21 protein-coding genes are annotated in these 18,425 nt (G+C 68.9%); 7 read left to right on the top strand and 14 right to left on the bottom strand.

Annotation, left to right across the window (positions count from 1 at the left end):
- Positions 1 to 2 precede the first annotated feature (2 nt).
- From ACH49X_RS11855 to ACH49X_RS11840, 4 genes are all read right to left on the bottom strand, one after another.
- The gene (locus tag ACH49X_RS11855) at positions 3 to 860 is read right to left on the bottom strand and encodes an alpha/beta fold hydrolase (protein WP_195080727.1); all 858 of its coding nucleotides are present in this window, start codon (positions 858 to 860) and stop codon (positions 3 to 5) included.
- Positions 861 to 910: 50 nt separating this feature from the next.
- Positions 911 to 1,543, bottom strand: a complete 633-nt coding sequence (locus ACH49X_RS11850; protein WP_324722494.1) for a TetR/AcrR family transcriptional regulator — start codon at positions 1,541 to 1,543, stop codon at positions 911 to 913.
- A 307-nt stretch (positions 1,544 to 1,850) separates the two neighbouring features.
- Entirely contained in the window at positions 1,851 to 2,675 is an 825-nt protein-coding gene (locus ACH49X_RS11845; RefSeq protein WP_357207347.1) for an HAD-IIA family hydrolase, read from the bottom strand.
- Between the two features lie 39 nt (positions 2,676 to 2,714).
- Positions 2,715 to 3,035: a helix-turn-helix transcriptional regulator gene (locus tag ACH49X_RS11840; RefSeq protein WP_323124536.1), complete on the bottom strand. Its 321-nt coding sequence runs from the start codon at positions 3,033 to 3,035 to the stop codon at positions 2,715 to 2,717.
- Between the two features lie 100 nt (positions 3,036 to 3,135).
- Between ACH49X_RS11840 and ACH49X_RS11835 the strand changes: the two genes are divergently transcribed.
- Entirely contained in the window at positions 3,136 to 4,260 is a 1,125-nt protein-coding gene (locus tag ACH49X_RS11835) for an MFS transporter (RefSeq protein WP_357207345.1), read from the top strand.
- 309 nt (positions 4,261 to 4,569) lie between these two features.
- Here ACH49X_RS11835 and ACH49X_RS11830 read toward each other — a convergent pair whose 3' ends face one another.
- Positions 4,570 to 5,022 (bottom strand): MarR family transcriptional regulator, encoded by a 453-nt coding sequence (locus ACH49X_RS11830; RefSeq protein WP_323124534.1) that lies wholly within the window; start codon positions 5,020 to 5,022, stop codon positions 4,570 to 4,572.
- A 123-nt stretch (positions 5,023 to 5,145) separates the two neighbouring features.
- Between ACH49X_RS11830 and ACH49X_RS11825 the strand changes: the two genes are divergently transcribed.
- A complete protein-coding gene (locus tag ACH49X_RS11825; RefSeq protein WP_357207342.1) occupies positions 5,146 to 6,144 on the top strand; it encodes a superoxide dismutase in 999 nt (332 codons plus the stop codon).
- Between the two features lie 76 nt (positions 6,145 to 6,220).
- Here ACH49X_RS11825 and ACH49X_RS11820 read toward each other — a convergent pair whose 3' ends face one another.
- Entirely contained in the window at positions 6,221 to 6,409 is a 189-nt protein-coding gene (locus ACH49X_RS11820; RefSeq protein WP_195081059.1) for a hypothetical protein, read from the bottom strand.
- Between the two features lie 421 nt (positions 6,410 to 6,830).
- Here ACH49X_RS11820 and ACH49X_RS11815 point away from each other — a divergent pair, with 421 nt between their 5' ends.
- From ACH49X_RS11815 to ACH49X_RS11805, 3 genes are all read left to right on the top strand, one after another.
- Positions 6,831 to 7,007 (top strand): hypothetical protein, encoded by a 177-nt coding sequence (locus ACH49X_RS11815; protein ID WP_195080731.1) that lies wholly within the window; start codon positions 6,831 to 6,833, stop codon positions 7,005 to 7,007.
- Between the two features lie 408 nt (positions 7,008 to 7,415).
- On the top strand, positions 7,416 to 7,844 hold the full coding sequence (locus ACH49X_RS11810; RefSeq protein WP_357207338.1) for a hypothetical protein: 429 nt from the start codon (positions 7,416 to 7,418) through the stop codon (positions 7,842 to 7,844).
- Positions 7,831 to 8,184, top strand: coding sequence for a hypothetical protein (locus ACH49X_RS11805; RefSeq protein ID WP_357207336.1), 354 nt, complete (start codon positions 7,831 to 7,833; stop codon positions 8,182 to 8,184). The genes ACH49X_RS11810 and ACH49X_RS11805 overlap by 14 nt, the downstream gene beginning before the upstream one ends.
- Positions 8,185 to 8,334: 150 nt before the next feature.
- On the opposite strand, the gene groL is transcribed toward ACH49X_RS11805, so the two are convergent.
- Positions 8,335 to 9,960, bottom strand: coding sequence for a chaperonin GroEL (gene groL, locus ACH49X_RS11800; RefSeq protein WP_357109246.1), 1,626 nt, complete (start codon positions 9,958 to 9,960; stop codon positions 8,335 to 8,337).
- Between the two features lie 212 nt (positions 9,961 to 10,172).
- Complete coding sequence (locus ACH49X_RS11795) at positions 10,173 to 10,391, bottom strand: hypothetical protein (RefSeq protein ID WP_244891767.1); 219 nt, start codon at positions 10,389 to 10,391, stop codon at positions 10,173 to 10,175.
- A 230-nt stretch (positions 10,392 to 10,621) separates the two neighbouring features.
- Here ACH49X_RS11795 and ACH49X_RS11790 point away from each other — a divergent pair, with 230 nt between their 5' ends.
- Both ACH49X_RS11790 and ACH49X_RS11785 read left to right on the top strand, forming a co-directional pair.
- Positions 10,622 to 12,709 carry an NAD(+) synthase gene (locus ACH49X_RS11790; protein WP_357109242.1) on the top strand — a complete coding sequence of 696 codons (2,088 nt, stop codon included), beginning with the start codon at positions 10,622 to 10,624 and terminating at the stop codon, positions 12,707 to 12,709.
- Between the two features lie 58 nt (positions 12,710 to 12,767).
- The gene (locus ACH49X_RS11785) at positions 12,768 to 13,442 is read left to right on the top strand and encodes a suppressor of fused domain protein (protein ID WP_357207334.1); all 675 of its coding nucleotides are present in this window, start codon (positions 12,768 to 12,770) and stop codon (positions 13,440 to 13,442) included.
- Here the strand turns inward: ACH49X_RS11785 and ACH49X_RS11780 are convergent, their stop codons facing one another.
- The 6 genes from ACH49X_RS11780 to ACH49X_RS11755 form a co-directional block, all read right to left on the bottom strand.
- On the bottom strand, positions 13,443 to 13,670 hold the full coding sequence (locus tag ACH49X_RS11780; RefSeq protein ID WP_357207332.1) for a hypothetical protein: 228 nt from the start codon (positions 13,668 to 13,670) through the stop codon (positions 13,443 to 13,445). It abuts the gene before it with no gap.
- A gap of 5 nt (positions 13,671 to 13,675) precedes the next feature.
- Positions 13,676 to 14,401: a Clp protease N-terminal domain-containing protein gene (locus ACH49X_RS11775; protein WP_195080738.1), complete on the bottom strand. Its 726-nt coding sequence runs from the start codon at positions 14,399 to 14,401 to the stop codon at positions 13,676 to 13,678.
- Between the two features lie 55 nt (positions 14,402 to 14,456).
- Positions 14,457 to 15,545, bottom strand: coding sequence for an NAD(P)/FAD-dependent oxidoreductase (locus ACH49X_RS11770; RefSeq protein WP_195080739.1), 1,089 nt, complete (start codon positions 15,543 to 15,545; stop codon positions 14,457 to 14,459).
- Between the two features lie 81 nt (positions 15,546 to 15,626).
- Positions 15,627 to 16,556 carry an RNA polymerase sigma-70 factor gene (locus ACH49X_RS11765; protein ID WP_357109237.1) on the bottom strand — a complete coding sequence of 310 codons (930 nt, stop codon included), beginning with the start codon at positions 16,554 to 16,556 and terminating at the stop codon, positions 15,627 to 15,629.
- A 124-nt stretch (positions 16,557 to 16,680) separates the two neighbouring features.
- The gene (locus ACH49X_RS11760) at positions 16,681 to 17,610 is read right to left on the bottom strand and encodes a phosphatidylcholine/phosphatidylserine synthase (protein ID WP_195080741.1); all 930 of its coding nucleotides are present in this window, start codon (positions 17,608 to 17,610) and stop codon (positions 16,681 to 16,683) included.
- The gene (locus tag ACH49X_RS11755) at positions 17,610 to 18,338 is read right to left on the bottom strand and encodes a phosphatidylserine decarboxylase (protein WP_195080742.1); all 729 of its coding nucleotides are present in this window, start codon (positions 18,336 to 18,338) and stop codon (positions 17,610 to 17,612) included. Before ACH49X_RS11755 ends, ACH49X_RS11760 begins: the two co-directional genes overlap by 1 nt.
- Between the last annotated feature and the right edge of the window lie 87 nt (positions 18,339 to 18,425).

Here is an 18,425-nt window from a genome sequence, read left to right as displayed (position 1 = left end):
GCTCAGCGGTCGCGCAACCACTTCTCGATCTGGTCGACGGTGCTGGTGTACTGCCGGATCCAGCCGTTGTGGCCCAGCGGCTCCGGCTGCCGCCAGCGCGTCACCTCCGCGTTGGGCAGCTTCTCCAGCAGGTGTTCGGCCGAGCTGGGCGGGGTGAGGTCGTCGCCGGTCATCGTGATGGACAGCACCGGGAGCTTCAGCCGCGCGATGCGCTCCTCGTAGTCGATGTCCGCGCCGACCGGGACGAACCGGCCGGTGCGCGCCAGCCGGGCCCAGTCGGAGATCAGCACCTTGGACTGGCGGCCGAAACCCATGGACACCCGGTCGCCGGGCCAGAAGCCGGCCAGGTTCGCCGTCAGCGAGATCGCCGCGGTGCCCACCAGCATGCCCGGACCCGAAAGTCCCCGGTAACCACGGTAATACGGGGTGCCCGAGGCGACCAGGATCAGCCCGCCGAGCCTGCCGCGGACGCGCGCGGCGTACATGACGCCGAGCTGTCCGCCCATGCTGTGCCCGAGCAGGTACGGCGTGCTGTCCGGGAACTGCTCGCGAACCACCTCGAAGATCGCCGGGAAATCCACCGAGACCAGCTCGTGGTAGCCGAAAGTGCTGGCGGCGCTGGGTTTCGGCCTGCTGTCGCCGTTGCCGCGCAGTTCGCCGATCGCCACGTCGAACCCGCGTGCGGCCAGGCCGGAGGCGAACAGTTCGTAGTAGCCCCCGGGAACGCCGAGTCCGGGCACGATCACCAGCACCGGTCGTGGCGCGTCCGGAGTGACCGCGTGCCGGTGCGGACCCCCGGCGGGGATCAAGCGCACCGGAACCGTGGTGCCGTCCGGCATCTGGATCGGAACTGTCTGCATCCCCGGCACGTTACCGCGCTGGTCGCGCCCGGTCGCGCAAGCCGGCGACGCTACGCGCGGACCGCGCCGATGATCACCCTGCTGAGCACCCGGATCACGTCGTCGAGCGGCGGGCGCGGGTCCGCGCCGCTCCAGGAGTCGACCACGTAGTTGACGCCGCCGATGATGGCGAGCATCCGCATCTCGTAGTCGCCCGCGGGTATCTCGCCGTGCAGGGCGGCGTCTTCGGCGGCGCCAGCCAGCAGCGAACCCCACTCCCGGCGCACCGCGAGACGGAACTTCTCCACCTTCGGGCCCGCGCCGACCACCTCCACCAGGGCGACGCGCGCCTTGCGCGGATCGGAACCGATGGATTCGACGTAGGCGCGAACGGCGGCGTCGATGACGTCCAGCGATTTCGCGCCGGACTTGGCGTCCAACGCCTTCTTCACGGCGTCCCGCGACTCCCGGTCGATCTGCTCGTACAGCTCTAGGAGCAGGGACTCGCGACCGGTGAACTCCTCGTAGAACTGCCGCGAGGAGAGTCCGGCGTCCTTGCAGATGGCGCCGACCGAACTGTTGGCGTAGCCGTCCCGCGCGAAGACCGTCAGGCCTGACTCCAGAAAACGCGCACGCCGCTGACGTTGCCGGTCCTCCACGGGTTGCCCGGCATACATTCGACCCGTATTCGCATCCTGTGACATTGGGCCAGACAATACAGAAGGGCCCGAACTCATCGTCACGGATCGGGCCCTTCGTTACAACCCTCGGCCGACCTCGAGTTAGCCGAAAGTTGGCTGAGCAGTTGCTACCTCATCAAATGGTCGCCGGGCCGAAACCCGGCGACCATAGTAGCTTGTGCGCAAGCACGCCTATCCACGGATCGAGCATTCGGCAACTCCGATCTGGCCGTAGGAGATTTCTTGTCACTGGCTATTTGCCGGAACAGACCATACCTAGCAGCGGCGCGGTTGCGGGCAATTTTAGAGGGAATCTGTAGAATTTTTTGTTTCATTCCGATTCGTCGGTTACGGCGGATTCGCCCGCTCCCGCCGAATCGGCCAGCAATTCCGGCAGATCGGCCACGGAATCGATGACGTGATCGGGCGCGCGGTCCGCCGACGCGAGCACTTCGGGCCGGAATTTTCCGGTGCGCACCAAGACGCCGGTCAGCCCGGCGTCCTGTGCCGCAAGCACATCCGAGTACAGATCGTCACCGATCATCACGACCTGCGCCGGGTCGAGCCGCATCAGCGCCGCCGCGGTCCGGAAACCAGGCGCCGCGGGCTTGCCGACCACCTCGATGCGGGCGTTGCCCGCCGCCTCCAAACCGGGCAGGTACGCACCGGTGTCGATACGCAACCCGTCCGCGGTCGCCCAGGTCGAACCGCTGTGCATGGCGACGACCGGCACGCCGTCCAGCATCAGTTCCACCACCCGGCTCAGCGCCGCGTGCGTGAATTCCGCTCCCGCGCCGCCGAGCACGACCACGTCCGGACGTCGCTCGTCGAGCCGGAGACCGGCGAGGTCGGCCTCGATGTCGCCGTGGTTGAGCACCCAGACGGCGGCGCCGGGGTATCGCTCGCGCACGAACTCCGCGGTGAGCCTTGCGGCGGTGACGATCTCGGCGGGATCGACCTCGATATCGGTGTCCCGCAGGCGTTTCGCGATCTCGGCGCAGGTTCGCGAGGTGGTGTTGGTCAGAAATGCCCTACGCAGCCCGCTCTCCCGGATCCGGCGCACCGCCGCGGCGGCGCCGGCGATCTCCCGCCAGGAGGTCACCAGGACGCCGTCGATGTCGTAGAGCACGCCTCGGATCCGACCGCGGTCAGGCATGGCTTCAGCGTACGGCCGACTCGCGGGCGGGGCACCCGCTCAGCGCCGCGCGCCGTTGATGACCGCGTCCAGCAGGCCGGGGAAGCGTTGATTCAGATCCTCCCGCCGCAACTGGACCAGTCGGTTGCGGCCGGAGACGAAGGTCGTCGTGATGCCCGCGTCCCGCAGGACCTTCCAGTGGTGCGAGGCGGTGGCCGCCGTGATCTCCACGTCGAACTCGCGGACGTTGCAGCTCAACGGTTCTCGTTCGCCGGCGAGCGCGCGGACCAGCTCCAGCCGCACCGGGTCGGCGAGAGCGCTCAGCACACGGACCAAATCGATGTCGGCGGTACTCGGCTGTGGCAGTGCGCGCATCTCCATTCTCCGATCGTTTGACAACGATCGAAGAGTACCGCACCCTCATCCTATGATGCTTCGACAACCATCGAATGATCTATACCGATCGCTGTTACCGCTCGCCGTGGGCACTTTCGTGCTCGGCACCGACGGCTTCGTACTCAGCGGGCTGCTTCCGCTGATCGCCGCCGACCTGCACGTCACCGTGTCCACCGCCGGGCAGCTGACCACGATGTTCGCCTGGACCTACGCCATCGCCGCACCGCTGATCGCCGCGGCGACCGGCTCCTGGGATCGCCGCGTGCTGCTCGGCGGCGGCGCCGCGCTCTTCGTGATCGGCATGATCGGGCAGGCCGCCGGGGAGAGTTTCGCGGTCATGGCCACGGCGCGCGTCGTGGCGGCCATCGGGGCGGCGGCCTTCCAGGCCAACGCGTTCGCCGTCGCGGGCGTCGTCGCCGATGACGCCCACCGGGGACGGGCGCTGTCGATCGTGACCGCGGGCATCACGCTGTCCAGCGTCGCGGGCGTGCCGATCGGCATCTTCGCCGAACGCTGGATCGGCTGGCGTGGCGTGCTGTGGGGCATCGCGGTCGGCGGAGCCGTCGCGGCGCTGCTGGTCTTGCTGCTGCCGCGGGTGACGCTGCCGAGCACGGGACTGCGCGCCCGGATCGGCGTGCTGACCCGGCCGCCGGTGCTGCGGGTGCTGATCGTGACGACGATCCAGATCACCGCCGTCTACACCACCACCGTCTACCTGCCCGTCGTGGTCGCGGCATCGGTGCCGCAGAGCATGCTCGCCTGGCTGTTGCTGGCCATGGGCGTCGGCCAGGTGATCGGGAACGCGCAGGCCGGGCGCGCGGTCGACCGCTACGGCCCACAGCGCACGCTGACCGTGGGCCTGGCGGGCGCGCTGATCGGCCTTGCGCTGCTCGGCGTGGCCATCCATGCCGCGTGGGCGGTGTTCGTGGCGCTCGCCCTGACCGGATTGTTCGGTTCTGCGGTCCTGGTTCCGCAGCAGTATCGCCTGTTCGGCATCGCCCATGACGCGCCGACGGTCGCCCTCGGCCTGAACGGATCGGCCATCTACCTCGGCGCGGGAATCGGGTCGATCATCGGCGGCACCGTGCTGGATTCCTCCGGCAGCCAGTGGCTCCCGTGGACCTCGGCGCTCATCGCCACGCTGGCCCTGGCTCTCGCGCTCCAGAAAGCTCCGTCCGCCACCAAGGCTCCGGCTCCGGCTCCGGCATGACCCATCCGCCGGCGGCGCGGCATCGGGTCCCGCCGCTGGCGGCCTCTCCCGCTCCGGCCCATACGGCGGAATCCGGGAATCTATTACGAGGGCGCGCAACCGCCTTCAGCGCTCACAAACGCGGCGTCGCAGCGCATCCGGGGCTGCGCCTCGTCATCGCAACGGATACGGGAGAGAACGGGCGCGAATCAGTGAAGCCATCGATCCGGACTGGCGAAATGGCGGCACTGATCGCGACCGCGTCCCGGTGACGAACCCGTCGCAGGATCGGCGGGGCACTTCGATACACGGTGCCCCCGCTTCCGGCGGCTAAGCGGCAGGGCCGGGGCGGATCGAGTCCAATCGGTCGGCGCAGCGGGTCAGCAAGTCCTGCAAGGCGGCTCGCTCGGCGTCGGTGAATTCCTCGGCCAAGGCGCGTTCGACGCGCACGGCGCGGGCGTCCGCGTCGCGCATCACCGCCTCGCCCTTGTCGGTCAACGTGGTCTCCAGGACGTTCTTGTGCCACGGGTGCGGGGTGCGCTCGATGAGCCCGCGGTCCTGCAGATTGCTCAGCACGGTGTTCATCGACGGCGGGGTGACGCCGCAGAGCCGGGCCAGGGCCGCGGCCGAGATACCGGGGTTCTCGGCGAGGAACAGCAGCGCGGCGTACTGGGGCACGGTGACGCCCGCCGGCTTCAACGCGGCGTTCTTGGCCGTGTTGAGGGACTGCTCGGCACGTTTCACATACGAGCCGATCCGTTCGGCGGCGGGCATCGACGTCATAACCGCATGGTATCCGCACGTCCTCTTGTTTGACCCTTGACTGATATTAGAGTTCTAACTTAAATTCGTGCCAGTTGCTCAATGCGGGCACATTCTCATGCACGGACTCTAAGAGGTAACCCCATGCCCCACCGCCTGTCCCTCCGCCTGCTGTCGAGCCTGGCCGCAGGCTCCGCCTGTCTCACGCTCGCCGCCTGCGGCACGAGCGATGCGCCGAGCGCCGCAGTTCACACCGCCTACGAGTTGCCGGGCGACCGGGCCTACCCCGAAGGCATCGCCGTGGACGCGCGGACGGGAGACAGCTACGTCGGCTCCTACACCACCGGCGCCGTCTATCGGGCGACGCCGAACGCGCACCGAGCCGAAGTGTTCCTGCCCGAAGGCGCCAACAACCACAAGACCGCCAACGGCTTGAAAGTCGATGCCGCCGGACGGCTGTGGGTGACCGACTCGACCACCGGCGTCGCGGTCTACGACATCGCGACCCGTTCCCTGCTCGCGGACCTCACCGTGCCCGGTGGCGACCCCCGCTTCGTGAACGATCTCGCCATCACCCCCGACGGCACGGCGTATCTGACCGACAGCACACGGGCTGTCGTCTATCGCGTGACGCCCGATCAACTGGCCGCCGCCAGAGCACAAGGCGGCCGCGCCGAACTGACCCCGCAGTTCGACCTGCACTCCGTGCTGCCGCCGATCGAACCGGGCGGCTTCAGCCTCAACGGCATCGTCGCCGACCCGGCGGGCCGCTACCTGCTGACGGTCGACATGCCCCGTGGCGACCTGTACCGCATCGCGTTGACTCCGGACCAGAACCCGATCCGCAAAGTGGCCTTGCGCGGCGGCGATCTGCGTCAGGGCGACGGACTGGAACTGCGCGACAACACCCTGTGGGCCGCGCACAACACGACGAACACCATCAGCCGCTGGACCCTCACCGACGACGGCGCAACGGCGACGCTCGCGCAGCAGCGCACCGACGAGAATCTCGCCATCCCCACCACCCTGGCCCGCGCCGGTGACCGAACCCTGATCGTCTCCTCCCAGTTCGACAAGGGCGGTCCGATGGCGCCCGGCACACCGAAGACGCCGTTCACCGTCGTCACGCTGGACGGAATCTGACGCCGGAACGCCGGAAGCCGGCCCACCTCGCGGTGGACCGGCTTCCGGTTCCAACTGTGTTGCGCGGTAGCGGGACTCAGAAGTCCATGCCGCCCATGCCACCGGTCGGGTCGCCGGCGGGAGCCGCGGTCTTCTCCGGCTTGTCGGCGACGACGGCCTCCGTGGTCAGGAACAGAGCCGCGATCGAGGCCGCGTTCTGCAGCGCCGAACGGGTGACCTTGACCGGATCGGCGACACCGCGGAGCGGCAGCCAGCGGCGGTCCATCTCGCTGGCCCGGTCGGCGCAAGAACTCCTATCGGATGGTGGCTGGAGGAATAGGCTGTACCAACGGTTCCGCTGGTCGATACGGAACAACCGCTGAACCTGGGCGGTTGCCCGGTCCCTTCTGGAAACCGGGATAGTTTTCCGATGGCCCGACGAACGGGACTCGCACCGGCAGTTCCGGGTCCGGGGTTTCGTCACTCGCCATGATCGGCCCCGTCTCCCGATCCGTAGATGTAGGCGGATTCCGACAGGTATCGCCTACACGTAGGACCGTGACTGGATTGAATGTTGCTGATGAACCGCGCTTGATCGACCGATCGCCGTTCTCCCTTGGAGAGGTGGTTTCGATGCAGGTGCCGCCACATCTCGGCGTCGCCGAGGGTGGTCATCGGATGACCCGCCGCCGCAGGAAACGGTGGCGATGTTCGCCGAAGCCATCCGCGAATGGGCGGGACCGGACGCAATCGGCTACCGGGAGTCCTTCCTCGACGGGCACGTCTACCTCGTCGGCGACGACGGCCACTCCTACACGTTCGAGAAATATGCCGACCGCCTCGGGGAACGTGCGATCGACCATGCGCGCGATTCGAACGACTGAACCAATGAACCCGGCGGCACTCGATACCTACCTTGACAGCGGTGATACCGGAGCGGCGCTGGTGGCATCTCCGGCCAGCGGTCGTCACCGTCGCCGGAATCCAACCGGAAGCGCCGGAGCCGGGCCCACCTCTCGGCGGACCGGCTACCCGATGGATGCAACAAGGAGAAGATCTCCGTTGGTATGGAACCGGGAGCGCACCGCACGCGTCGAATTCAGGTGTAAGGCAATGAGGTCGGTTGTCGTGGGTTGTGCCTCTCCATCTCGCTCGAGCTCGGGGGTGCGCGTGGGCTGACGATGAAGCCCTCCTTGACGGATGCAGCAAAGTTATAGGTAGAAGCGCCAATTAGTGCGCGACGTGGGGGTCAATTGAAGATATCGGCACTTGTAATAGCTACAGCGGCAGCCGTGGCGTCGGTCATGGGCCTGATGCCGAGTCCAGTAGCTCACGCCTCGTTCCCGTGGGGAGCTTGTGGAATCAGCTCGCCCGAGGGCAAGGTAGTCACAACCTTCGGCGAATGGAAGCTGCTGTGCGGGAATAAAGACTACGGGTATAGGCATATTCAGGCCGGTCACATGAGCGAATGGGAAGGGCTCGCCGCAATCGAGGGCCGCAACTGGCGCGACATTGCCGATATGGCAATCGCCAAGGCTCACGACGCACCCGACTGGCACGGCCCGCAGAGCGGCGGCCGGTATTGTTACACGGGGCAGATCTACCTGGTCAACCGCGTTACCGGAGCGATAGCCAAGACCGTCCAGCCCACCGTGATCGTCAGTGAGGGCGGGATAGTGATCACTGCCTTCCCTGGAGGAGGATGTCGTGGAAAAGCATGAGCCCAGTGTGGAAGAACTGACCGAGTCGGTTATTCGTGCCGGGACCGAGTCCGGATACCAGGTCAGCCGCGATGACACTGGTCGGTTGCAGATTACGGCAATCGATGAATCGCCTGTGGACCCCCCCTTGACGTTCGCGGTAACCGACCAAGAACTCCACGACTACTACCTACGGCTCGCGGCGAATACCGGAAAACCGGTGGGCGCGGGTACTCCGTGGAAGACATGGATGCTCTTGATGTCGACCCACCTCGATGAAGCCGTCTACAAGGCCGGGGTGCTGAATCAGCCCTGTGTGATCACGATCGGCGAGACTGGTTTCTGGCCTGTGCCAAGGTGAGTCGCCGAGTCACCGCTGCACGAGGGCGCTGGCGGCATCTCCGGCCGACGGTCGTCACGCTGGACGGAATCTGACGCCGGAACGCCGGAAGCCGGCCCACCTCGCGGTGGACCGGCTTCCGGTTCCAAATGTGTTGCGCGGTGGCGGGACTCAGAAGTCCATGCCGCCCATGCCACCGGTCGGGTCGCCGGCGGGAGCCGCGGTCTTCTCCGGCTTGTCGGCGACGACGGCCTCCGTGGTCAGGAACAGAGCCGCGATCGAGGCCGCGTTCTGCAGCGCCGAACGGGTGACCTTGACCGGATCGGCGACACCGGCGGACAGCAGGTCCTCGTACTCGCCCGAGTCGGCGTTCAGGCCGTGACCCGCGGGCAGGTTGGCGACCTTCTCGGCGACCACGCCGGGCTCGAGGCCCGCGTTGAACGCGATCTGCTTCAACGGAGCCGACAGCGCGACCTTCACGATGTTCGCGCCGGTGGCCTCGTCACCGGTGAGCTTCAGCTCGTCCAGCGCCGGAGCCGACTGCAGCAGGGCCACGCCACCACCGGCGACGATGCCCTCCTCGACGGCCGCCTTCGCGTTGCGCACGGCGTCCTCGATGCGGTGCTTGCGCTCCTTGAGCTCCACCTCGGTGGCCGCGCCCGCCTTGATCACCGCGACACCGCCGGCCAGCTTGGCCAGACGCTCCTGCAGCTTCTCGCGGTCGTAGTCCGAGTCGGAGTTCTCGATCTCGGTACGGATCTGCGCGACCCGGCCCTTGATGGCCTCCGCGTCGCCCGCGCCCTCGACGATGGTGGTCTCGTCCTTGGTGACGACGACCTTGCGCGCCTGGCCGAGCAGCTCGATGCCGGCGTTCTCCAGCGAGAGGCCGACCTCTTCGCTGATGACCTCGCCACCGGTCAGGATGGCGATGTCGGCCAGCTGCGCCTTGCGGCGGTCACCGAAGCCGGGGGCCTTCACGGCGACCGACTTGAAGGTGCCGCGGATCTTGTTGACCACCAGGGTGGACAGGGCCTCGCCCTCGACGTCCTCGGCGATGATCAGCAGCGGCTTGCCGGCCTGGATGACCTTCTCCAGCAGCGGCAGCAGGTCCTTGACGGTGGAGACCTTCGAGCCGACCAGCAGGATGTACGGGTCCTCGAGGACCGCTTCCTGACGCTCCGGGTCGGTGACGAAGTAACCGGAGATGTAGCCCTTGTCGAAGCGCATGCCCTCGGTGAGCTCCAGCTGGAGACCGAAGGTGTTGCTCTCCTCGACGGTGATGACGCCTTCCTTGCCGACCTTGTCCATGGCCTCGGCGATCAGCTCACCGATGGACGCGTCGCCCGCCGAGATACCGGCGGTGGCGGCGATCTGCTCCTTGGTCTCGACCTCCTTGGCGGTGTCGAGCAGCTTGGCGGTGACGGCCTCGACGGCCTTCTCGATGCCGCGCTTCAGGCCGAGCGGGTTCGCGCCGGCCGCGACGTTGCGCAGACCCTCGCGCACCAGCGCCTGGGCGAGCACGGTCGCCGTGGTGGTGCCGTCGCCCGCGACGTCGTCGGTCTTCTTGGCGACTTCCTTGACCAGCTCGGCGCCGATCTTCTCGTACGGGTCCTCCAGCTCGATCTCCTTGGCGATGGACACACCATCGTTGGTGATCGTGGGGGCGCCCCACTTCTTCTCCAGGACAACGTTGCGACCCTTGGGGCCCAGCGTCACCTTGACCGCGTCGGCGAGGCTGTTCAGACCCCGCTCGAGGCCGCGGCGGGCCTCTTCGTCATACGCAATTGTCTTGGCCATGGCGTTGTTGAGATCCTCCATGTGTATGGCTGACACACAGGACGACCGCTGGTTGGGTCGCCCCAGTTACGCTGGCCAGGTTCGGTGCCCGCGACGGACGACCGAGGGTGTCTACGGAACCCGGTCTCACCGTCCCGACCTGGCACTCACAGGTCGAGAGTGCCAAAAGCATTTTTAGCACTCAGGGGTGTCGAGTGCAAGGTCCGCGAGTCCTAATGGCGGTCGTCGAAGCGGAACAGCAGCGCGATGATCGCGTCGTTGCGGCGTTCCTCCTGGGTGCGCGGCTCGCCGTCCTCGGTGACGAGCTCGGCGTCGCGCAGCAGCAGCTCCGCCTCCACCCGCATGATGGCGCGAATGAACGGAGGGGCGACCTCGGGCGGCAGATCGCCGTTCACCACGGTGCCGCCGTCCGGCTGGGACTCGGTGGACACATACGGAAGAGCGCGCAGTAGATCTGCGCGCCGTTCCCCCGCTATTAGGTCGGAATCCGTGTCATCCGCCATTGCTATAGCTTAGCCGTCGGCGGTTCACTTCTCCGGCCGGACGATTCGCACCGCCCGGCGGGAACGACATAAGCGCAGGTCATCGCACCTCTCCCTGGCGTTCGATGGTCTCGGAACCGCACCGAGGCGGCCGTGACGGCGTAGATTCCGGGTGAACCATGATCAACTCATCCCGGAAGGGGACGCGGGTGGACGACCTGCCGTTCGATTCGCTCTACCGGCACGGCTTCGCCCGGGTGGCGGTCGCGGTGCCCCGGCTCCGGGTGGCCGACCCCGCCTACAACGTGGAGCAGACCGTGGAGCTGGCCACGCAGGCCGCTGCGGCCGGGGCGGTGCTGACGGTGTTCCCCGAACTGGGTCTGTCCTCCTACACCGCCGACGACCTGTTCCACCAGGACGCGCTGGACGCAGCGGTGGAGGCGGCGCTGGCCAGGCTGGTCGCGGCGAGCACCGACATCGACACGGTGCTGATCGTGGGCGCGCCGGTGCGGTCCCACCACCGGTTGTTCAACTGCGCGATCGCGATCTGCCGTGGCATCGTGCTCGGGGTCGCCCCGAAGAGCTACCTGCCCAACTACCGGGAGTTCTACGAGAAGCGCCAGTTCGCGGCGGCGCGCGAGGCGGTGGACGACCACGTCGTCGTCGCGGGGCACCGGGCGCCGTTCGGCTCCGATCTGCTGTTTCGCGCGAGCAATCTGCACGACTTCGTCTTCCACCTGGAGATCTGCGAGGACGGCTGGGTTCCGCTGCCGCCGAGCGGGTTCGCCGCGCTGGCCGGTGCCACCGTGCTGATCAACCTGTCCGCGAGCAATATCGTGATCGGCAAGGCGGACTACCGGCGGTCGCTGTGCACCTCGCATTCGGCGCGCTATCTCGCGGCGTACCTGTATTCCGCCGCGGGGACCGGCGAGTCGACCACCGACCTCGCCTGGGACGGGCAGGCGCTGATCTGCGAGAACGGCGACCTGCTCGCGGAGGGCGAGCGGTTCGGCGATCATCCCCAGCTGGTCACCGCCGACCTGGATCTGCGCCGCCTCGCCGCGGACCGGCTGCGCACCACCAGCTTCGCCGACAACGTGCACGACCACCGCGACCGGCTGGCCGCGATGCGGCACATCGACGTGCGGCTGCCGGTCCCCGAGCACCCCGTCGCGCTGGAGCGCGAGATCCAGCGCTTCCCCTACGTCCCCGCCGACCCGGCGCTGCGCAACGAGCGGTGCGCCGAGGTGCACCACATCCAGGTGGAGGGCTTGAGCACCCGATTGCGCGCCACCGGCACGCAGCGCGTGGTGATCGGGGTGTCCGGCGGCTTGGATTCCACCCAGGCGCTGATCGTGGCGGTCAAGACGATGGACCGGCTCGGGCTGCCGCGCTCCAACGTGCTCGCCTACACCATGCCCGGCTTCGCGACCAGCACCAGGACCAGAACCGACGCGCACCGCTTGATGGCCGCCCTCGGCGTCACGGCCCGGGAGATCGACATCACCCCTTCGGCCACGCAGATGCTGCGCGACCTCGGCCATCCGGCCGCCGACGGCGCGCCGGTGTACGACATCACCTACGAGAACGTGCAAGCGGGCGAGCGCACCTCGCATCTGTTCCGGCTGGCCAATATGCACGGCGCGCTGGTGGTCGGCACCGGCGACCTCAGCGAGCTGGCGCTCGGCTGGTGCACGTTCGGCGTCGGCGACCACATGGCGCACTACAGCGTGAACGCGTCGGTGCCGAAGACGCTGATCAAGTACCTGATCGCCTGGGCGGTGGACACCGAGCAGTTCGGCGCGGAGGCGAACGAGGCGCTGTCGTCGATCCTGCGCACCGAGATCTCGCCCGAACTGATCCCGAACGCGGACTCCTCCGCGCCCGCCCAGAGTTCCGAGGCCACGGTCGGCCCGTACGAATTGCAGGACTTCCACCTCTATTACCTGTTGCGCTTCGGCTACCTGCCCAGCCGCATCGCCTACCTGGCCAGGCACGCCTGGTCCGATCCCGCCACCGGCCGCTGGCCCGATCTGGTCCCCGCCGACCAGCGCAACGCCTACGACCTCGCCACGATCAAGCACTGGCTGGGCGAGTTCCTGCGCCGGTTCGTGCAGACCAGCCAGTTCAAGCGCTCGACGCTGCCGAACGCGCCGAAGGTCGGCTCCGGCGGTTCGCTCTCGCCGCGCGGCGACTGGCGCGCACCGAGCGACGCGTCCGCGGCGGCCTGGCTGGACGAGCTCGCCCGCAACGTGCCGGACGCCTGACCGTAGCGGCGTCAGAGCCCCGGACAGGGCCGGACACACCCCTGCCTATGGTGACTGCGTGAGTGAGAAACCCGGCTGGGATGCCATCGACGATGCGTTGCGGCCGCTGTACGGCGACATCGAACCCTTTCACTGGGCCTCCGACCATCCGTGGTCGCTGGGCGGGTCCGACCCTCTCGACGGGATCAGCGCCTACTCCCGCACCGACCCGGTGCCGCACTGGCACTACATCAGCTACGGGATGACCGAGTTGTACGAGAAGGAGTGGGACAACCCGGCGGAGTCCGGCTGGGGCTTCGAGTTCACTTTCCGCCTGACGCGCAGGCCCGAGGACACCGAACCGCCCGTGTGGCCCGCGAACTTCATGCAGAACCTCGCTCGCTATGTCTTCCAGTCCGGCAAGTGGTTCGAACCGGGCCACACCATCAAGACGAACGGACCGATCGCGGCGGACCACGCCGACTGCACCAATCAGGCGGTCTGCTTCACGACCGACCCGGAACTCGGCGTCATCGACAGCCCGCACGGCCGCGTGCTGTTCTTGCAGATCGTCGGGTTGACCATGCGGGAGTACCGCGCGGCGCAGGGCGGACGCGCCCTGGCACTGCTGGCCGAGCTGGAACCGCGACTACCCCTGTACGTCACCGACATCCACCGCGAGCCGTTGGTTCCCGAACCGAAGCCGCAGGCCCGCTGGCCCCGATGGGGCGGAGGACTGGCCGGACGAGCGTGATCAGGCCGCTCGGGCCGCACGGTGTGCGACCGGAGCGGCCCGGCGTGGCCCACGGATGCAGGCGCGCCGCGCCCGGCGATGGCGCGCCCGCGCGGCGTGGGCGCCACGCACCCCGTTGACGACGTTGCGGATGCCGTGCGCGGCGTTCGCTCGCCGGGCCGCGCCGATCACCAGCAACGGCGCGGCGATGGCGAGCGCGGTCCGCGCACGGAGCTTCCCGTCGCCCACGGGTATCAGGACTTCTCGGGCGTGATGGACGCGAGCAGTTCGCCCAGATGCGTTTCGGCACTGGCCTTGTCGACGCCGAGATCGCTGAGCAGACCGGCGCCGTTCTCCTGTTCCAGCAGCGCCAGCAGGATGTGCTCGGTGCCGATGTAGTTGTGTCCCAGCCGAAGCGCCTCGCGGAAGGTGAGCTCCAAAACCTTCTTGGCCTCCGCGCCGAACGGCACCAGCGCGGGGACATCCCCCTCGCTCGGCGGCAGCGACGCGGTGGCGGCGGCGGAGATGACGTCGACGGAAACGCCTTGGTTGAGCAGTTCCTGCACCGCGAGACCTTGCGGTTCGGTGAGCAGCCCCAGCACCACGTGCCCGACGGCGATCTCCCGGTTGCCTGCGGTGCGCGCGGCCTCCTGCGCCGCCATCACGACCGCGCGCGCCCGCGGGGTGAAACGGGCGAAGCCCGCGTTCGGGTCCATGGCGGCCGCCGCGTCCGGCTCGGGCACTTTGGGCACGAACCGCTTCTGCGCGGCCTGTTTGGTGACGCCCATGCTGGCGCCGATGTCGGTCCAGGAGGCGCCGGAGCGGCGGGCCTGGTCCACGAAGTGGCCGATCAGGTGATCGGCCACTTCGCCGAGGTGGTTGGCCGCGACGACGGCGTCGGACAGTTGCTCGAGCACGTTGTCGGGCCGGGCCTTCTTGATGCCTTCGATCAGGTCGTCGAGGCGGAATTGGGAAGTCATGCGTCAACCATAGGTTGACGAAAACGGTGCGTCAACCGTTGGTTGACGATTCGATTCAGGGGCGCGCCGCCCAGGCCGCGCCGCGCACGATGCGCTCCTTCACCCACGCGGCCGTGCGCCCGGTCAGCACCGTCCGAGCCGGTGCGTCGTCGGCGTGCACGGCTTGGACGACCCCGTCGTTGCGGCCCAGGCTGATGCATTGGAGCACATAGCGGAACCGCAGCTCACCCGGCTCGCGACCGCGCATCCTGGCGACGGCGGCGTCCGCAGCGTGCTTGCCGGTCGGCAGCGCGGTGGCACAGGCCATGCGCAGCTCGCGCCCGCCCGGCCCCGCGACCACGGCGGCGTCGCCCGCGGCGAAGATCTCCGGGTGCGACACCGAACGCAAGGTGGCGTCGGTCAGCACGCGGCCGTCGGGATCCACCGCCAGCCCGGAGCGGGCGGCGAGGTGGGGCACGCGGAAGCCCGTGGTCCACACCGTCGCCGCGGCCTCGACCAGAGTGCCGTCGGCCGAGCGCGGCCCCTCGGGCGTCACTTCGATCACCTTGGCGCCGGAGCGGATTTCGACCCCGAGACGCTGCAGCGTCCGCCTGATGTGCGCCTGCGCCCGCGCCGACAGCCACGCGCCCGGCTCCTCCGACCCGAGCAGCAGCACCCCGGAGTCCGGATGCGATTCGGCCAGTTCGGCCGCCAGCTCGATGCCGGTCGCCCCGGCGCCGACGATCGCCACCGGCCCGCCCGCGAAGGCCAGGCCGCGCACGTCTTCTCGGGTGGCGACCGAGTAGGCGTGTTCGGCGACGCCGGGCACGCTCTCCCGATCGGCGACGCTGCCCAGCGCGTAGATCAAGGTGTCGTACTCGAGCGCGGGCGCCGCGTCGAGCACCACCCGCCGCGCGCCCGTATCGATCTCCGTCGCCATGGCGCGCACGAAGCCGATGCCCTTGTTCTCCAGGGTTTCCCGCAGATCCCATGCCGCGATCCGCTGCCCGGCCGCCTGCTGATGCAGTCGCACCCGCTCGACGAACGAGGCGTGCGCGTCCACCACGGTGATCCGCGCGTCACGCGCCGTGCGAGCGAGCCTTCGGGCCGCCGCCAGTCCCGCGTATCCCGCGCCGAGAACGACGATCCGATGCTGTCCGGTCATGTCGAGGCTCCTTTCGATCGGCCATCAACCCTCAGACCGGACAGGCCCCCGATTCCTGACAGATCGGCACCGTGAAGCGTGTCACAGCGGAGGCTGGACGCGGTCCGGCAAGGTGCCCACCGCGCCCTCCGCGCCGCTCGCGCCGGCGAGATAGGCCAGCTTGTCGGGGTTCACGATCAACCGCAGCGCGGTGACCACGCCGTCGACCACGTCCATCCCGACGACCACCAGCGGCGCGCCATCCACCCGTGCGACCGCGGCGGGCGCGCCGTTGATCTCCTCCACCACCAGCCGCATGCCCGGCACCTCCCAGCGCAGCAGGCCCGCGAGGTACCGCGCCACCTGATTCGCGCCGTGGATCGGGCGGCGCGCCGCGGTGACCTTGCCGCCGCCGTCGGCCGTCGCGCTGACGTCGGCGGCGAGCATCCGCTCCAGCGCCGCCACGTCGCCATCGCGCGCCGCCTTCAGGAATCGTTCGACCAGCTCGCGGGCGTGCTCGGGCGTGGTGCCGAAGCGGGTGCGGTCCTCGCGCACGCGCAGGCCGGCCCGGCGGAAGATCTGCTGCGAGTTCGTCTCGGTGATGTCGAGCATGTCGGCGATCTCGCGGTGCGCGTAGCCGAAGGCTTCGCGCAGCACGAACACGGCGCGCTCGATCGGGGTCAGCCGCTCCAGCGCGGTCAGCAGCGCGAGGGAGACCTGTTCGCGCTCCTCGACGGTCTCCATCGGGCCGAGTTCGCCGCGCGCGGTCGGCACCGGCTCGGGCAGCCACGGGCCGACGTAGCTCTCCCGCCGGGCACGCGCCGAAACCAGCCAGCCGCGGCAGAGATTCACCAGCGCGGTGGTCAGCCACGCCTCGGCGGAACGGATATCGCGACGATCGGCGCCGTCCCAGCGCAGATAGGTCTCCTGCACCGCGTCCTCGGCTTCACCAGCCGAGCCGAGCATCCGATAGGCGAGCGCGAACAATCGCGGGCGATGCCCCTCGAACTCCCGCAACGCGGACGGCTCCATCTGACACCCTCCTCCACCCCGGCCGACGGATACGACCGTACCGCTCCGCGCGGAGCGGGTGAGAGTGCCGGTGCGCCGCCCCGGCGACAGGGCAAGGAAGCCGAGGCGGGGCTCGCCGCCGCCGCTAGAACTCGGCGCCCGGCGGGCGATTCCCGTTCTGGCGTTGCTTCGCCCCAGGTCGGCGCAGCCGCAGCCGCGCGGAACCGCGGATCGCCGGGCGCGGGATGGCGGGGCGGCGGATGGCGGGCAGCCGCCGGTCCGCGCGTCGTTGGGCGCGCCGCTCGGCCGGTTTGTGCGTCCAGGTTTCCGGCCGCGCGGCCACCCAGCGCTGGGAATGCCAGGCGAACGGGATGTGGCCCAGATACAACGCGACCAGCACCAGCAGCAGCACGATCGGATACGTGACCAGCGCGGCCGCGGCGAGCGCGACCAGCACCAGCAGCCCGGCCGCGGCCTGCGGCGCCACCGACACCGATTTCATGGCCAGCGTCGGGATGGTGCTGACGCACAGCGCGGCCGCGAACACCGTCCACGCGGCCACTTCGTAGAAGCCGACCCACCAGCCGTCGCCGAACTGCACGTACAGCGCCACCGGCACGACCGCGATGAGCGCGCCCGCGGGGGCGGGCACACCGACGAAGTACTCACGCGCCCAGTCCGGCCGGGTGTCGTCGTCCATCAGGGTGTTGAACCGGGCCAGGCGCAGCACGATGCTGACCGCGAACAGCAGCGCGACGATCCAGCCGACGCTGTTGCTGCTGAGCAGGGTCACGTACAGCACGAGCGCGGGAGCGACGCCGAAGGAGATGGCGTCCGACAGCGAGTCCAGCTCGGCGCCCATCTTCGTGGTCGCGTCCAGCATCCTGGCCAGCCTGCCGTCCAGGGTGTCCAGCACCGCCGCCGCGCCGATCATGGCCAGCGCGATACCGAGTTTGCCGTCGAGGCCGAACTTCACCGCCGACAGCCCGGCGCACAGCGCCAGGATGGTGACGATGCTCGGCAGCAGGCGGACGCTGCGCCGCCTGCGCCGCTGCGTGGATACCGCCGCTTCCATCACGCGTCGGCGGATGTGCCGAGCACGGCGAGCACGGTCTCACCGCCGATGGTGCGCTGGCCGGGCTGCACGAGCAGTTCGGTGCCCGGAGGGAAGTAGGTGTCGACCCGCGAACCGAAGCGGATCAGGCCGTAGGTGTCCGCGATGGTCAGCACGTCGCCGACCTGGGCGTCGCAGACGATGCGGCGCGCGAGCAGCCCGGCGATCTGCACCACCACGAGCTGGTCGCCCTCCGGCGTCTCCAGCACCATGCTGTTGCGCTCGTTCACCGAACTCGCCTCGGGCAGGTCGGCGGAGCGGAACTGACCGGGCTGGTGCAGCACCGAGCGCACGACGGCGGAGACCGGTGTGCGCTGCACGTGCACGTCGAGCACGGACAGGAAGATGCTGACCCGAGGCAGCGGCGCGTCGCCGAGACCGAGTTCCGCGGGCGGAGCGGCGGTGTCGACCAAGGCGATCTCGCCGTCGGCGGGGGCGACCACGACACCAGGACGATTCGGCGGCACGCGATGCGGATGACGGAAGAAGGTCGCGCAGGCTGCCGCGGCGAACAGTCCGGTGCGCCGCACCCATTTGCGCTTGCCGCCGACTACGGCGACCGCGAGGGGTGCGGCGACGAACGGAAGCCCGGCGGGATGCAACGGAGGGATCGCGTTGCGGACCAGGTCGGCGACGTGGCCGACTCCGGTGCGTTCAGGCGTGCCGGGCGGGGTGGGACGGCGGGCCACAGGCTCCTCTTTCGTGCTCGATGCAGACGGTTTGCGCCCTCTCAACGATAGGCCGGGCGCAAGCGTTCACACCTTACGGGAAAGGAG

The organism is Nocardia sp. NPDC019323 (assembly GCF_044389845.1).
GTDB lineage: Bacteria > Actinomycetota > Actinomycetes > Mycobacteriales > Mycobacteriaceae > Nocardia > Nocardia implantans.
The sequence above is the reverse complement of the archived record's forward strand: the minus strand, read 5'-3'. Positions and strand labels throughout refer to the sequence as shown.

Bases quoted from the DNA above. Each gene is read 5' to 3' on its own strand.
- ACH49X_RS11775 (WP_195080738.1), bottom strand. From the start codon at position 14,401: ATGACTTCCCAATTCCGCCTCGACGACCTGATCGAAGGCATCAAGAAG.
- ACH49X_RS11820 (WP_195081059.1), bottom strand. From the start codon at position 6,409: ATGGACCGCCGCTGGCTGCCGCTCCGCGGTGTCGCCGATCCGGTCAAG.
- ACH49X_RS11850 (WP_324722494.1), bottom strand. From the start codon at position 1,543: ATGTCACAGGATGCGAATACGGGTCGAATGTATGCCGGGCAACCCGTG.
- ACH49X_RS11770 (WP_195080739.1), bottom strand. From the start codon at position 15,545: ATGACCGGACAGCATCGGATCGTCGTTCTCGGCGCGGGATACGCGGGA.
- ACH49X_RS11815 (WP_195080731.1), top strand. From the start codon at position 6,831: ATGTTCGCCGAAGCCATCCGCGAATGGGCGGGACCGGACGCAATCGGC.
- groL (WP_357109246.1), bottom strand. From the start codon at position 9,960: ATGGCCAAGACAATTGCGTATGACGAAGAGGCCCGCCGCGGCCTCGAG.
- ACH49X_RS11825 (WP_357207342.1), top strand. From the start codon at position 5,146: ATGCCCCACCGCCTGTCCCTCCGCCTGCTGTCGAGCCTGGCCGCAGGC.
- ACH49X_RS11765 (WP_357109237.1), bottom strand. From the start codon at position 16,556: ATGGAGCCGTCCGCGTTGCGGGAGTTCGAGGGGCATCGCCCGCGATTG.
- ACH49X_RS11830 (WP_323124534.1), bottom strand. From the start codon at position 5,022: ATGACGTCGATGCCCGCCGCCGAACGGATCGGCTCGTATGTGAAACGT.
- ACH49X_RS11760 (WP_195080741.1), bottom strand. From the start codon at position 17,610: ATGGAAGCGGCGGTATCCACGCAGCGGCGCAGGCGGCGCAGCGTCCGC.
- ACH49X_RS11840 (WP_323124536.1), bottom strand. From the start codon at position 3,035: ATGGAGATGCGCGCACTGCCACAGCCGAGTACCGCCGACATCGATTTG.
- ACH49X_RS11855 (WP_195080727.1), bottom strand. From the start codon at position 860: ATGCAGACAGTTCCGATCCAGATGCCGGACGGCACCACGGTTCCGGTG.
- ACH49X_RS11845 (WP_357207347.1), bottom strand. From the start codon at position 2,675: ATGCCTGACCGCGGTCGGATCCGAGGCGTGCTCTACGACATCGACGGC.
- ACH49X_RS11790 (WP_357109242.1), top strand. From the start codon at position 10,622: ATGATCAACTCATCCCGGAAGGGGACGCGGGTGGACGACCTGCCGTTC.